The sequence below is a fragment of the Hydrogenophaga pseudoflava NBRC 102511 genome (assembly GCF_001592285.1).
Taxonomy (GTDB): domain Bacteria; phylum Pseudomonadota; class Gammaproteobacteria; order Burkholderiales; family Burkholderiaceae_C; genus Hydrogenophaga; species Hydrogenophaga pseudoflava.
The window spans coordinates 205,214-217,939 of record NZ_BCWQ01000003.1 but is presented as its reverse complement, the minus strand read 5'-3'; the positions used below and the strand labels follow the sequence as shown (position 1 = coordinate 217,939).

Sequence of the window (12,726 nt, the reverse complement as noted above, 5' to 3'; positions counted from 1 at the left end):
CGAAAAAACGTGGGAAGCCGGTGAAGTGCCGGCACCACGACTTCAGCGGAGACCGTTCATGTTTTTCAAGCTGCCCTGGTTCGGACGGAAAGAACCCAGCTTCCACGACACCCAGGTCCTGGAGATGGACTTCCTGGTGAGCGAGTTCGAGGACGCCGTCTCTGATATCCAGGACCCGCTGCGCACACGGCTGCACGCCGCGCTGCTGGCCTGCCGCAACCCGCAGGACCTGTGGTTCCTGCGCGGCAAGCTGTTCAACCTGATCTCCAAGCACCACTGCGAGGGTGTGGCCCACCAGCGCGTATCCCGGCTGGACCAGAAGCTGATGTTCTTCGTGAACCACCACCCGGACCACACGCCCGAGGAACTGCCGTCGGGTCCCATGGCCCTGTTGCACTGACCGGCGCCCCTGACAAGGCAAGGCCATCGGGGGCTTCCTAGAATCGGGCGCATGTCCCACGCGCCCCTCCTCATCCTCAAGACCGGCTCCACCCACGCCCACATCCGCGACCGCCTGGGTGATTTCGACGACTGGATCGCCGCCGGGCTGCGCGCTGGCGGTGCCACCGTGCTGGCGACCCACGACGCACAGGTTGACGGGTTGCCGGAAGCGCCGCAGCGGTTCTCGGGCGTGGTGCTCACCGGCTCGCACCACATGGTCAGCGAGCGCGAGCCCTGGAGCGAGGCGCTGGTGCCCTGGCTGCAGGCCGCCGTCGAGGCCGGCACCCCGCTGCTGGGCATCTGCTACGGTCACCAGCTGCTGGCCCACGCGCTGGGCGGCGAGGTGGCCCACCACCCCGATGGCGTCGAGATCGGCACGGTGACGGTGGCGCGCCACGCCGCCTCCGAAGCAGACCCGCTGCTGGGCGACCTGCCCGAGCACTTTCCCGCCCAGGCGGTGCACTGGCAGTCGGTGCGCCGCCTGCCCGCAGACGCGGTGCTGCTCGCCGGCAGCGCGCACGAGGCGCACCACGCCTTCCGCGTCGGCGAACGCGCCTGGGGCGTGCAGTTCCACCCGGAGTTTTCCGACGAGGCGCTGCGCGCCTACCTGGAAGGCCTGGGCCCGACGCTGGCCCAAGAGGGGCTGGATGCGGCGCAGATCGCCGACGCGCTCAGGCCGACACCCGAAGCGGCGTCGGTGCTGCCTCGGTTTGCGCGGCTGGCGTTGGGCTGATCTAGTGGACGAAGCCCATGCCGCGCGCTTCGCGGACCTCGGGCTTGATGCGGTGCTCGGCCTCGAGCTGGGCCAGGAACTCCTCCGGCGGCAGGGTCTCGGCCAGGATCTCCACCTGGCGCTTGACCGCAGCGAAGTCACCCGGGCACAGCTGCTCCAGCTTCGCCAGCCGTGAACGGATCGGCTCGGTCAGGCCGGCCTCGTCACCGCCCAGCGCCTCGACCACGAACATGCGTTCGCGCTGCTCGCTGCGCAGCGGCTTGAACCTGATCTTGAAGGTGAAGCGCCGCAGCGCCGCCTGGTCGATCGCGTCCATCAGGTTGGTGGTGCAGACGAAGATGCCGTTGAAACGCTCCATGCCCTGCAGCATCTCGTTGACCTCGGTCACCTCGTAGGTGCGCTGCGCGCCGCGCCGGTCCTGCAGGAAGCTGTCGGCCTCGTCCAGCAGCAGCACCGCCTTCTCGGCCTCGGCCTCGCGGAACATCGCCGCCATCTGCTGCTCGGTCTCGCCCACGAACTTGCTCACCAGGTCGCTGGCGCGGCGGATCATCAGCGGCCGCTCGAGCTGTTTGGCGATGTGCTCGGCCAGCGCGGTCTTGCCGGTGCCGGGCGCGCCGTGGAAGCACAGGCAGCCGTGGCCGCGCGCCTTGAGCGCGGCCACGATGCGGCCGATCTCGTAGCGCGACTCGACGTTCAGCATGTCCAGGCTGTACTGCGTCACTTCCGGTCGCTGGCCGGCGTCGGGCTGGCGGCCCAGGGCCAGGTCGGCGTTGCGCAGCTGGCGCTCGATCAGCTCGTCCAGCGTGGGGCCGGTGTCGGCCGCCACCTTCTTGCGGCGCCCGGGCGTCTTCGCGGGCGCGGCCGCCAGATGCGCAAAGCGCACCGCGGTGCGGATCTGCGCCGGCGTCAGCCCCTTGCGCGCGGTCAGCCGCGCCACGAGACCGTCGGACACCGGCTCACCTTCCAGCGTCTTGCGCACCAGCTGCTCGCGCGCGCCGGGTGGCGGGCTCTTGAGTTCGAGGTGGTAGGCAAAGCGGCGGCGGAAGGCCGGGTCGATCTGCTCGATGCGGTTGGTGACCCAGACCGTCGGCACCGCATTGGATTCGAGAATCTGGTTCACCCAGGCCTTGCCGCTGACGCTGTTGCTGTGCGGCGCCGACACCTGCTCGGCGCGCGCCATGAACTGCGCCGCCTCGCTGCTGATGGGCGGGAACACGTCCTCCACCTCGTCAAACAGCAGCGCCGAGTGGGCCGTGCCCTTGAGGAACACCTGCGCGATCTGCAGCGAGCGGTAGCGGTCGCGGCCGCTGAGCGCGTTGCCGTCGCGGTCGGCGTATTCCACCTCGAACAGCTCCAATCCGGCGGCCTGTGCCACCACCCGCGCCAGTTCGGTCTTGCCGGTGCCGGGCGGGCCGTAGAGCAGGATGTTCACGCCCGGCTCCTTGCGCGCCACCGCTTCGCGCAGCAGGCCGCTGAGCAGGCGCACGTCATCGGCCACGTACTCGAAGTCCTTGGACGTCAGCGCCGAGCGCGCGGCGGGGCGCGTGAACACCGCCATCAGCTCGCTCTCGCTGCGGTACTCGCGCATCAGCACCGGCGGCAGCTTTTCGCTGACCTTCATCAGGTCGGCCAGGTCGGTGATGTTGTGCTCGGAGATCAGGTTCTCCACCATGCCGATGCGTTCGAGCCGCGAGCCGGCGCGCAGCGCCTCACCCACCTCGCTGGCCTTGACGCCGGCCACGTCGGCGATGGCCGCGTAGGCCTCTGGTGCGTTGTTGACCTTGAACTCGACCAGGATGGAGCGCAGGTCGCGCTGGTAGCGCGCCAGCGTGCCATAGAGCAGCAGCGCGCGCTCGGCGCGGTTGAGCTGCAGCAGGTTGGCCAGCGCGTCGATGTTCTTTTCCACCAAGGTGCTCTGCTTCTTGAGCGCCTGGTTGAGCCAATCGCCCGTCACGGCCAGCACCGACAGCAGGTCCTTGGGTGATTCCTTGGCGTACTCGTCGAGATAGAAGAACAGCGTACCTTCTTCATAGGGGCCACGCCACACGCCGTAGCGCTCCATGAAGGCGGCGGTCGAGAGCTGTTCGTTGCCGGTCCAGAGTTCGTTGTCCTTGCAGCGGCGGGCCAGGAACTCGCGCAGGCGCGCCAGCACGGTCATGGGCCACACCAGGTGGCGGCCGGCCAGCGCCAGCAGGGTGTTGAGATCGCGGCGCACATTGAAGCGCTGACCCTGGCGGGCGGCGAGCGTGAGCACGAAGTGCGAGCACATCAGGTCCAGCACCGGCGCCTGGCGCAGCCCGGACGGCACGAACACGCGCGCGTCCAAGGCCGGGCTGTGCCGGGGCTCGGGGCTCGGGCGCGCTTCGGCCGGACGCGGCGTCGCCGGCGTGGCGCGCTGCAACAGGCGTTTGCTCATGAGGACACCTCCAGTCTTGACAACGGGGCACGCAGTCCGCAATGCGAATTGGAGCGGACCATAACCCAGCTTGATCCATCATGGAAGAGCATGATCCAGCGCGGTCCGACGAGTTGTGGGGCCTTTCCCGCTCACTTGTGACAATCGTCCGGCGGCACAATCGGCCGATGCTTGAAAAAAGAGACATCGATGCCGCCGCTGAGCGCCTGAACGGCCAGGTGCTGGACACCCCGTGCGTGGAATCACGCACGCTTTCGCAGCTCACGGGCTGCCAGGTGTTTCTCAAATTCGAGAACCTGCAGTACACCGCGTCCTTCAAGGAGCGCGGCGCCTGCAACAAGCTCTCCCAGTTGTCGGCCGACGAACGGGCACGCGGCGTGATCGCCATGAGCGCCGGCAACCACGCCCAGGGCGTGGCCTACCACGCACAGCGCCTGGGCATCCGCGCGGTGATCGTGATGCCGCGCTTCACGCCGGGCGTGAAGGTGGAACGCACGCGCGGTTTCGGCGCCGAGGTGGTGCTGCACGGCGACACGCTGGAAGAAGCCCGCGCCCACGCCTACGCGCTGGCCGAGCAGCAGGGCCTGGTGTTCGTGCACCCCTACGACGACGAGGCCATCGTCGCAGGCCAGGGCACGGTGGCCCTGGAGATGCTGCGCGCGCAACCCGACATCGACACCCTCGTGATCGCCATCGGCGGCGGCGGTCTGATCGCCGGCATGGCGACCGCGGCACGCGCCATGCGCCCCGACATCCAGATCATCGGTGTGCAGACCGAGCGCTTTCCGGCGATGTACAACGCCATCAAGGGCACCCACCTGCCGCAGGGCAGCAGCACGATCGCCGAAGGCATCGCCGTCGGCACGCCGGGTGTGATCCCGCAGGCGATCATCCGCGACAAGGTCGACGACCTGCTGCTGGTCGACGAAGGCGACATCGAGCAGGCCATCGTGATGCTGCTGGAGATCGAGAAGACCCTGGTCGAAGGCGCCGGTGCCGCCGGGCTGGCCGCGGTACTCAAGCACCCCGAGCGTTTCGCTGGCCGCCAGGTGGGCCTGGTGCTCTGCGGCGGCAACATCGACCCGATGCTGCTCGCCTCGATCATCGAGCGCGGCATGGTGCGGGCGGGCCGGCTGGCGCGCATCCAGGTGAGCGCGCGCGACGTGCCCGGCAACCTGGCGCGCATCACGGCCATCGTCGCCGAGGCCGGCGCCAACATCGACGAGGTCCACCACCAGCGCGCCTTCACCCTGCTGGCGGCGCAGAACGTGGCGGTCGAGCTGGTGCTGCAGACGCGCGGCCGGGAGCATGTGCAACAGGTGATCGACGCGCTGCAGGCCGCCGGTTTCGACACCCAACGGATGTGACCACCCCATGACCGCACCCGACGCCCCCCTCAGCACCGACACCCTGCAGGCCTGCCTGTCCGACTGGTTCGCGCCCTGGGTCCAGGCCCTGGGCCTGCGCGTCGAGTCCTTCCAGACGGACGAAGTGGTGCTGCGCCTGCCGCAGAACGACCAGCTGGCGCGCATCGGCGGCATGGTCTGCGGCCAGGCCATGATGGCCGCCGCCGACACGGCGATGGTGCTGGCCATCGTGACTCGGCTGGGCACGCGCCGGCCCATGACCACGGTGCAGCAGAACAGCAGTTTCCTCAAGCCGCTATCCAACCAGGACGCGCTGGTGACCGCCCGCGTGGTGCGGGCCGGCAAGAACCTGGTGTTCGGGGAAATCGACATCGCCGGCGCCGACGACGGCAAGAGCGTGTGCCGCGCCAGCACCACCTACGCGCTGCTGTGAGGGTTGGGCCGGGTGCGGTCCGGGGCCGTCGGCTTTAGAATCCGCGTTGATTTTTCTCAATTCCGGAGACGCCCCATGGCCCACGCCCCCCACGACAGCCACGCCGATGAACCCCAGGACGTGGTCGAGTCCATCGTTCCGCTCATGCCCATCGTGCTGCCCGTGGCCGGCGGCGTGCTGATCTTCCTGCTGGCCTTCATTGCCGTGTTCATGGCCTGAAACCCGGCACGGCCAGCGAAGAGAAGCCGCCCACCGGGCGGCTTTTGTTTTGAACGTCGCTCAGCCGGCGACCACCGTGCCCTGGTGGTACACCGCCTGCCAGCGCCCGGCCTCCCGACGCCACAGCGTCATGCGCCGCGTGACCCGGCCCGGCTGGCGCAGGCGGTAGGTCAGCAACCAGACGTCTTCACTCACCCGCTGCAGGTGGTGCTGGTCGGTCTGCCATGTCCCGGGGTCGGGACGCCCCGGGCGCTGCGCCAGCACCTGGCGGGCGAAGACCCGGCTGTAGCGGCGGCCGGTGGCACCGGTCTCCCAGAAGCCGGGCGCCACCAGCCGGTCGAAGTCGGCCAGGGTCGCGTCCGGGAAGGCCGCGTGGTAGAGGTCTTCAAGGGTTCTGAGTTCGTCCAGCAAGGACGCCAGACCGGGTTCCAGGATGAGTTCGGGTTCCATGGCCCCACTCTAGCGGTTGCACGACACCGTACCCCCGCCGGCATTCATGCATCAGGTTATGCATGTCTTGCATGTAACTTGCCGGTAACTGACCGACCTTCTTTTTTAAAATTGATGGGTTAGGCCGACACGCGGACCAGAACCCGGGATCATCCGCCCCCTTTCTGGCTGTCGCGCTGCACCGCAACCGCCCTGCAGCCCCGAGCGCCGACCGCCCTTTTTGTCCAAGGGATCTTGCAGAGCCGCCCGCCACCGTTCCGTGGCCAGCGGCTGTTGGTGTCTCTTGGCCGCCGCTTTCAAACTACCGGAGCCTTTTCGATGAACTCTCCCGTGATGCAGGGCCTCAACCTCAACACCCCCGCCTACGTCAAGCACGCCCGCCTGATCGCCTGGGTGGCCGACATGGTGGCCCTGTGCAAGCCCGACAACGTGGTCTGGTGCGACGGCAGCCAGGAAGAATACGACCGCCTGTGCCAGGAACTGGTCGACGCCGGCACCTTCAAGAAGCTCAACCCGGCCAAGCGCCCGGGCTCCTTCCTGGCCTGGACCGACCCGTCCGACGTGGCCCGCGTGGAAGACCGCACCTACATCTGCTCCGAGAAGAAGGAAGACGCCGGCCCGACCAACAACTGGATGGCCCCGGCCGAGATGCGCGCCACCCTGAACCCGCTGTTCGACGGCTGCATGAAGGGCCGCACCATGTACGTGGTGCCGTTCTCCATGGGCCCACTGGGCTCGCACATCGCCCACATCGGCATCGAGCTGACCGACAGCGCCTACGTGGTGGTGAACCAGAAGCTGATGACCCGCATGGGCAAGGCCGTGTACGACGTGCTGGGCGACAGCGGCGACTTCGTGCCCTGCATGCACACCGTGGGCGCGCCGCTGGCCGAAGGCCAGAAGGACAGCACCACCTGGCCCTGCAACCCGACCACCAAGTACATCGTGCATTTCCCCGAAACGCGCGAGATCTGGTCCTACGGCTCGGGCTACGGTGGCAACGCGCTGCTGGGCAAGAAGTGCTTCGCGCTGCGCATCGCCTCCAACATGGGCCGCGACCAGGGCTGGCTGGCCGAGCACATGCTGATCCTGGGCGTGACCAACCCCCAGGGCAAGAAGTACCACGTCGCCGCCGCCTTCCCCAGCGCCTGCGGCAAGACCAACTTCTCCATGCTGGTGCCGCCCGAGGCGGGCTTTGCAGGCTGGAAGGTCACCACCATCGGTGACGACATCGCCTGGATCAAGCCCCATGCCGACGGAAAGATGTACGCCATCAACCCCGAGGCCGGCTACTTCGGCGTGGCCCCCGGCACCAACATGCACACCAACCCGAACTGCATGCGTTCGCTGGACAAGAACGTCATCTTCACCAACGTGGCCCTGACGGACGACGGCGACGTGTGGTGGGAAGGCATGGAGAAGGACACCGGCACGCTGCCCGAGCACCTGATCGACTGGCAGGGCAAGGACTGGACCCCGGCGATTGCCAAGGAAAAGGGCACCAAGGCCGCGCACCCCAACTCGCGCTTCACCGTGGCCGCCACCAACAACCCCGCACTGGACCCGCAGTGGGACGACGCCGACGGCGTGGCGATCGACGCGTTCATCTTCGGCGGCCGCCGCTCCACCACCGTGCCCCTGGTGACCGAGGCACGTACCTGGATGGAAGGCGTCTACATGGCCGCCACGATGGGCTCCGAAACCACCGCCGCCGCCTTTGGCGCCCAGGGCGTGGTGCGCCGCGACCCGTTCGCCATGCTGCCGTTCTGCGGCTACAACATGAGCGACTACTTCCAGCACTGGCTGGACATGGAGCACAAGCTGGAAGAATCCGGCCACACCCTGCCCAAGATCTTCTGCGTGAACTGGTTCCGCAAGGACGAGGCGGGCAAGTTCGTGTGGCCCGGCTATGGCGACAACATGCGCGTCCTCAAGTGGATGATCGACCGCATCGAAGGCCAGGCGCAAGGCAAGGAAACCATGTTCGGCGTGGCCCCGCAATACGCCGAGATCAACTGGACCGGCCTGGACTTCAGCGCCGAGCAGTTCGCGCAGGTCACGAGCATCGACAAGGCCGCCTGGGCCGAGGAGTTCAAGCTGCACGACGCGCACTTCGAGCAGCTGGCCTACCACATGCCCCAGGCCCTGATCGACACCAAGAACGCCCTGGAACAGCGCCTGACCGCCGCCTGATCCCGGCCCGTACGGGCCGACCAAAACAAAAAGCCCCCCGGCGCCTGCCGGGGGGCTTTTTTCATGGGCGAAAGCGGAGGCTTACAGGTAGGGCAGGTAGCCCGTCTGGCGGCGCACTTCCATCTGGGCCCAGCGGCGCAGCGGTGCGGAGAAGCCCGTGTCCAGACCCATCGGCGCCAGCGCGTCCGCATAGTCGTTCTTCGCCGCAACGGGCGAAGGGTTCAGTTCTTCGGCCAGTTCGGCTTCGCGGGCACGGGCCTGCATCAGCTCGGCCTTGAGGCGCGGATCGGTGCGGGCCAGGTCCCAGAGGCGGGCTTCGGCGCGGGCCTCGGCCAGCGAACGCGACCAGCTGTCGAGCGAGCGCAGCGTGGCCTTCGCCGCGCGGCGGGCGGTGCCGGCGAACAGGGCGGAGCCCGCGAAGATCACGACCCACAGGGCGACCCACCCCAGGAACAGGTGGCCATCGGCCCAGGAGCCGATCATCTGGTCGGCCAGCACGACAAGGGCGGCCACGGCGGCGGCGAGAAGCATGGTGGCCAGGCTGCGCGAGCCGTCGAAGCGGCTGGTGCGACCGATACCCCGGTCGGCAGCGGTGCCCATGCCGACGGGGGCGGAAGAGGGAGAGAAGACGGTGCTCATGGCGAACTCCTTTGAAAAATTTGTCTTTTGGACAGGCGAATACTAGGGTGAACCCTGATGTCACGCCACTTTATTTTTGTGATGAATTACATTCACGAAGATGATGAATGAGCTCAACTTCCGCACGCTGGACCTCAACCTGCTGAGGGTGTTCGACGAGGTCATGGCCGAGCGCAACCTCACCCGCGCCGCACACAACCTCGCGATGACGCAGCCGGCGGTGAGCAACGCGCTCAAGCGTTTGCGGGAACACCTGGGCGACGAACTGGTGCGGCGTTCCGGCTACGGTGTGGAGGCGACGCCGGTGGCACAGGCCCTGTGGCCCACGGTGCGGGACGCGCTGGCGCAGCTGCGCGAGTCCCTGTCGCCGGCCGACTTCGACCCGTCGACCGCAGGCAAGGCCTTCGTGCTGGCCATGGCCGACGCCACGGCCGCCAAGCTGGTGCCCGGACTGGTGGACCTGCTGGAAAAGGAAGCGCCGGGCGTGAACCTGCGCGTCGTGCCGCTGACCACACGCGACCCGCGCGAGCTGCTGGAATCCGGTTCAGCGGACCTGGCGGTCGGGCATTTCCCCGGCGTGATCGCCGAACTGACCGCGATCCACCTGCAGGAACACACCCCGCGCTTCCTGCACCAGCGGCTCTACGACGGCGAGTACGTGGTGGTGATGCGCCGCGACCATCCGCTGGCGGGACAACCGCTCACCATCGACGCCTACTGCGCCGCGCGCCACCTGCTGGTGAGCTTCTCTGGGCGGCCCTTTGGCTTTGTCGACGAGGCGCTGTCGGCGATGTCGCGCCAGCGCCGGGTGGTGATCACCGTCAACCAGTTCTTCACCGCCGGTCGGGTGGTGGCCAGCACCGACCTGCTGACCGTGCTGCCGCGGCACTTCGTCGAGGTCACCGGGATCGAGTCGGCGCTGACGCTGCGCGAGCTGCCGCTGCCGGTACCGGCGGTGCACGTCGACGCCCTGTGGCACCGGCAGTCGGCGCACAACGGCGCGCACCGCTGGCTGCGGCAGGCGGTCGAGCGCGCGGCGCGGCGGGGCTTTGCGGATGCCGCGGCAGACGCTGCACCGACAATCGCGCCATGAAGCTCCAACTGCTCAGCGACCTGCACCTCGAAACCGACGCCAGCTTTGCCGCCACACCCGCGGCAGACGCCGACCTGCTGGTGCTGGCAGGCGACATCGGCTCCTACCAGAAACGGCGAGACGGCACGGTGATGGACGAGCCCGACTGGGGCCTGCGACGCTTCTCGCCCCTGCCCCAGCACGGCGGCTGGCCGACCCCGGTGCTGTTCGTGCCGGGCAACCACGAATACGACGGCCTCGACTGGGACGAGGCGCACGCGGGCCTGCGCCGCGCCTGCGACCGGCTCGGCATCGCCTGGCTGGAGCGCGAGACGCTGCAGATCGACGGGGTGCGCTTCATCGGCACCACGCTCTGGAGCGACTACGACGCGCTGGCCCCGGCAGACGCCACCGAGACCGAGCGACTGCGCCTGCGCGAGAAGGCCTTTCGCGCCGCCAATTTCTACCTGCACAAGATGGCCGGTCTGCGCAGCGGCGCACTGTTCGACGCGGCCGCCATGCGCGAGCTCGGACTGGAGTGCCAGGACTGGCTGCGCGAGGCACTGGCGCAGCCACACGACGGACCCACGGTCGTGGTGACGCACTTCGCGCCTACCCTGCACAGCGCTGACCCGCGCTACGGCCTGGCCCCCGGCACGGCCGGCTTCTGCAATGCGCTGGACGACCTGCTGCCCCTGGCCGATCTCTGGCTGCACGGACACCTGCATTGCGCGACCGACGCGCAGGTTGGCCGCTGCCGCATCGTGGCCAATCCGCTGGGCTACGCGCGCAAGGGTGAGCAGGCCGATTTCAGACCCACACTGACGGTGCATGTGGAAATCCCATAGGAAAAACCCTGCACCCCGCGCGTACACTGGTGCAATTCGCCCGCCTCAGGGGCACACAACCGGAGAGAGAACATGAAGATCCTGCTCGCTGTGGACGGCAGCGCATACACCAAGAAGATGCTGGCCTACCTGACCACCCACCTCGAGGTGTTCAGCGCCAACAACGAGTTCACCATCTTCACCGTGCAGATGCCCCTGCCTCCGCGCGCGCGCGCCGCCGTCGGTGCCGAGGTCGCCAACAGCTACTACGCCGAGGAAGCCGAGAAGGTCACCGCGCCTGTGGTGAAGTTCCTGAAGCGCCACGGCATCGAGCCCAAGGTCGTGCACAAGACCGGCTCCCCCGGCGAACAGATCGCCAAGCAGGCCGACACCGGCAAGTACGACCTGGTCATGATGGGCTCGCACGGCCACAGCGCCCTGGGCAACCTGGTGATGGGCTCGGTCGCCACGCAGGTGCTGGCGCACTGCGGCGTGCCGGTGATGCTGGTGCGCTGACGCACCGCGCCAGCCTCAGCGCTGGCGCAATCCGTCGAAACAGGTGCTGAGCACCATGTCGATGATCTGGCCGTCGCTGTACAGGCCAGACCCTTTGAGAAACCCCAGGACCGGGTCGCAGGCCCGGGCATAGAGGGTGTACAGCACCGCGATCGGCGGCAGGGCCGGGTTGACGCTGCCCTGCTGCTGGGCCGCCTCGATCCAGGCACCCAGCCGGTCGCTCACATCCATCAAGCCGTCCACATAGGCCTTGTTGGTCGTCAGTGACGCGCGCAGGCTGGAGTTCTCGCTGGGCAGCGAGGGCATTTCACCGGCCAGCTGCACCTCCATGGTCCAGCGCGCCACCTGGCGCAGCAGGTCCAGCGGCGGCGCCTTCGGGTCCAGCGTGTCCAGGAAGGCCCGCGCCCGGTTCATCACCTTGACCATCGCAGCGGCCGCCAGGTCTTCCTTGCTCGGGAAGTGCTTGTAGAGGCTGGCCTTGGCGATGCCCACCTCGGCGGCGACCTCGTCCACCGTCATCGACTCGAACCCCTTTTCGGCCAGCAGCCGATTGACCACCGAGACGATCGCGTCCTCGCGCGCCAGATGCATCTGTTCGCGAAAACTGCGCTTGGGGGAAGAACGGGGAGTCGGAGAGGAGACGGCGGTGGTCATGGTCAATCTTTGGGCAGCACTCGCATTGTGCCCCAAATGGACGCCAAGGTAGATAACCATACTGAGAAGTATATTTTTTATACTGATTGGTCACTTTTTGATCTTATGCGACTAACATCCCGCCCGGACAGCAGCGGACCCTGAATCCGGAGCACCCCGCCCCGGCGCCGGCTGTCTCTATCCACCCCACGCCTGAAGGAGACCGAGATGCCGATTCCGAGACGTTCCCTGTTGCTGGCCGGTGCCGCGGCGGGCCTGCTGACCGCCTGCGGCGGCGGTGACGACGACCACGCACCACCCAACATCGTGGCCACCGCCCAGGCCACGCCCAACCTGAGCATCCTGGTGGAGGCCGTGGTTGCGGCCGGCCTGGTCGACGCCCTCAGCGCGCCCGGGCCATTGACCGTGTTCGCGCCCACCAACGCCGCGTTCGCCGCCCTGCTGGCCGAGCTGGGCGTCACCAAGGAAGCGCTGCTGGCCGACAAGCCGCTGCTGACCGCCGTGCTCACCTACCACGTGGTGTCCGGCCGGGTGCTGAAGGACCAGGTGCCGGTCAACACCCCCATCGCGACCCTGCAGGGCGCGACTTTCACCGTCGGCGGCGACCTGCGCATCACCGACGGCCGCGGCCGCCAGGCGGCCATCGTCGCCACCGACATCCTGTGCAGCAACGGCGTGGTGCACCTGATCGACCGGGTGATCCTGCCGCCGGCCTGATCCCCTGTTCTTTTTTTCCCGTCCCCTGTCATCAACCCCTCCTAGGAGT

At 67.9% G+C, this 12,726-nt stretch carries 14 protein-coding genes; 10 read left to right on the top strand and 4 right to left on the bottom strand.

Going from position 1 to position 12,726, the window contains the following annotated elements; genetic code table 11:
• Positions 1-58: 58 nt before the first annotated feature.
• Together HPS01S_RS05845 and HPS01S_RS05840 are read left to right on the top strand one after the other, a co-directional pair.
• Positions 59-400 carry a hypothetical protein gene (locus HPS01S_RS05845; protein ID WP_066152330.1) on the top strand — a complete coding sequence of 114 codons (342 nt, stop codon included), beginning with the start codon at positions 59-61 and terminating at the stop codon, positions 398-400.
• 51 nt (positions 401-451) lie between these two features.
• On the top strand, positions 452-1,174 hold the full coding sequence (locus tag HPS01S_RS05840; RefSeq protein ID WP_066152325.1) for a glutamine amidotransferase: 723 nt from the start codon (positions 452-454) through the stop codon (positions 1,172-1,174).
• Between the two features lies 1 nt (position 1,175).
• On the opposite strand, the gene HPS01S_RS05835 is transcribed toward HPS01S_RS05840, so the two are convergent.
• Positions 1,176-3,443, bottom strand: coding sequence for an ATP-binding protein (locus HPS01S_RS05835; RefSeq protein WP_371836590.1), 2,268 nt, complete (start codon positions 3,441-3,443; stop codon positions 1,176-1,178).
• Between the two features lie 314 nt (positions 3,444-3,757).
• On the opposite strand from HPS01S_RS05835, the gene HPS01S_RS05830 reads away from it, so the two are divergent.
• The 3 genes from HPS01S_RS05830 (at position 3,758) to HPS01S_RS21945 (ending at position 5,609) form a co-directional block, all read left to right on the top strand.
• Entirely contained in the window at positions 3,758-4,957 is a 1,200-nt protein-coding gene (locus tag HPS01S_RS05830; protein WP_066152322.1) for a threonine ammonia-lyase, read from the top strand.
• Between the two features lie 7 nt (positions 4,958-4,964).
• Entirely contained in the window at positions 4,965-5,390 is a 426-nt protein-coding gene (locus HPS01S_RS05825) for a PaaI family thioesterase (RefSeq protein WP_066152319.1), read from the top strand.
• A 75-nt stretch (positions 5,391-5,465) separates the two neighbouring features.
• Positions 5,466-5,609, top strand: a complete 144-nt coding sequence (locus tag HPS01S_RS21945; protein WP_164868389.1) for a hypothetical protein — start codon at positions 5,466-5,468, stop codon at positions 5,607-5,609.
• Between the two features lie 60 nt (positions 5,610-5,669).
• Here HPS01S_RS21945 and HPS01S_RS05820 read toward each other — a convergent pair whose 3' ends face one another.
• A complete protein-coding gene (locus tag HPS01S_RS05820) occupies positions 5,670-6,059 on the bottom strand; it encodes a nuclear transport factor 2 family protein (protein WP_066152316.1) in 390 nt (129 codons plus the stop codon).
• Positions 6,060-6,377: 318 nt separating this feature from the next.
• Here HPS01S_RS05820 and HPS01S_RS05815 point away from each other — a divergent pair, with 318 nt between their 5' ends.
• Positions 6,378-8,252 carry a phosphoenolpyruvate carboxykinase (GTP) gene (locus HPS01S_RS05815; protein ID WP_066152312.1) on the top strand — a complete coding sequence of 625 codons (1,875 nt, stop codon included), beginning with the start codon at positions 6,378-6,380 and terminating at the stop codon, positions 8,250-8,252.
• Positions 8,253-8,333: 81 nt separating this feature from the next.
• On the opposite strand, the gene HPS01S_RS05810 is transcribed toward HPS01S_RS05815, so the two are convergent.
• Positions 8,334-8,891: a hypothetical protein gene (locus tag HPS01S_RS05810; RefSeq protein WP_066152309.1), complete on the bottom strand. Its 558-nt coding sequence runs from the start codon at positions 8,889-8,891 to the stop codon at positions 8,334-8,336.
• A gap of 103 nt (positions 8,892-8,994) precedes the next feature.
• Between HPS01S_RS05810 and HPS01S_RS05805 the strand changes: the two genes are divergently transcribed.
• The 3 genes from HPS01S_RS05805 (at position 8,995) to HPS01S_RS05795 (ending at position 11,306) form a co-directional block, all read left to right on the top strand.
• Positions 8,995-9,984, top strand: a complete 990-nt coding sequence (locus HPS01S_RS05805; RefSeq protein WP_066152582.1) for a LysR family transcriptional regulator — start codon at positions 8,995-8,997, stop codon at positions 9,982-9,984.
• Positions 9,981-10,811, top strand: a complete 831-nt coding sequence (locus HPS01S_RS05800) for a metallophosphoesterase (RefSeq protein ID WP_066152306.1) — start codon at positions 9,981-9,983, stop codon at positions 10,809-10,811. The genes HPS01S_RS05805 and HPS01S_RS05800 overlap by 4 nt, the downstream gene beginning before the upstream one ends.
• Before the next feature lie 72 nt (positions 10,812-10,883).
• On the top strand, positions 10,884-11,306 hold the full coding sequence (locus HPS01S_RS05795) for a universal stress protein (RefSeq protein ID WP_066152303.1): 423 nt from the start codon (positions 10,884-10,886) through the stop codon (positions 11,304-11,306).
• Positions 11,307-11,321: 15 nt separating this feature from the next.
• Here the strand turns inward: HPS01S_RS05795 and HPS01S_RS05790 are convergent, their stop codons facing one another.
• Positions 11,322-11,960, bottom strand: a complete 639-nt coding sequence (locus HPS01S_RS05790; RefSeq protein ID WP_066152300.1) for a TetR/AcrR family transcriptional regulator — start codon at positions 11,958-11,960, stop codon at positions 11,322-11,324.
• Positions 11,961-12,167: 207 nt separating this feature from the next.
• Between HPS01S_RS05790 and HPS01S_RS22160 the strand changes: the two genes are divergently transcribed.
• Positions 12,168-12,677, top strand: coding sequence for a fasciclin domain-containing protein (locus HPS01S_RS22160; protein WP_255284165.1), 510 nt, complete (start codon positions 12,168-12,170; stop codon positions 12,675-12,677).
• Positions 12,678-12,726: the final 49 nt, after the last annotated feature.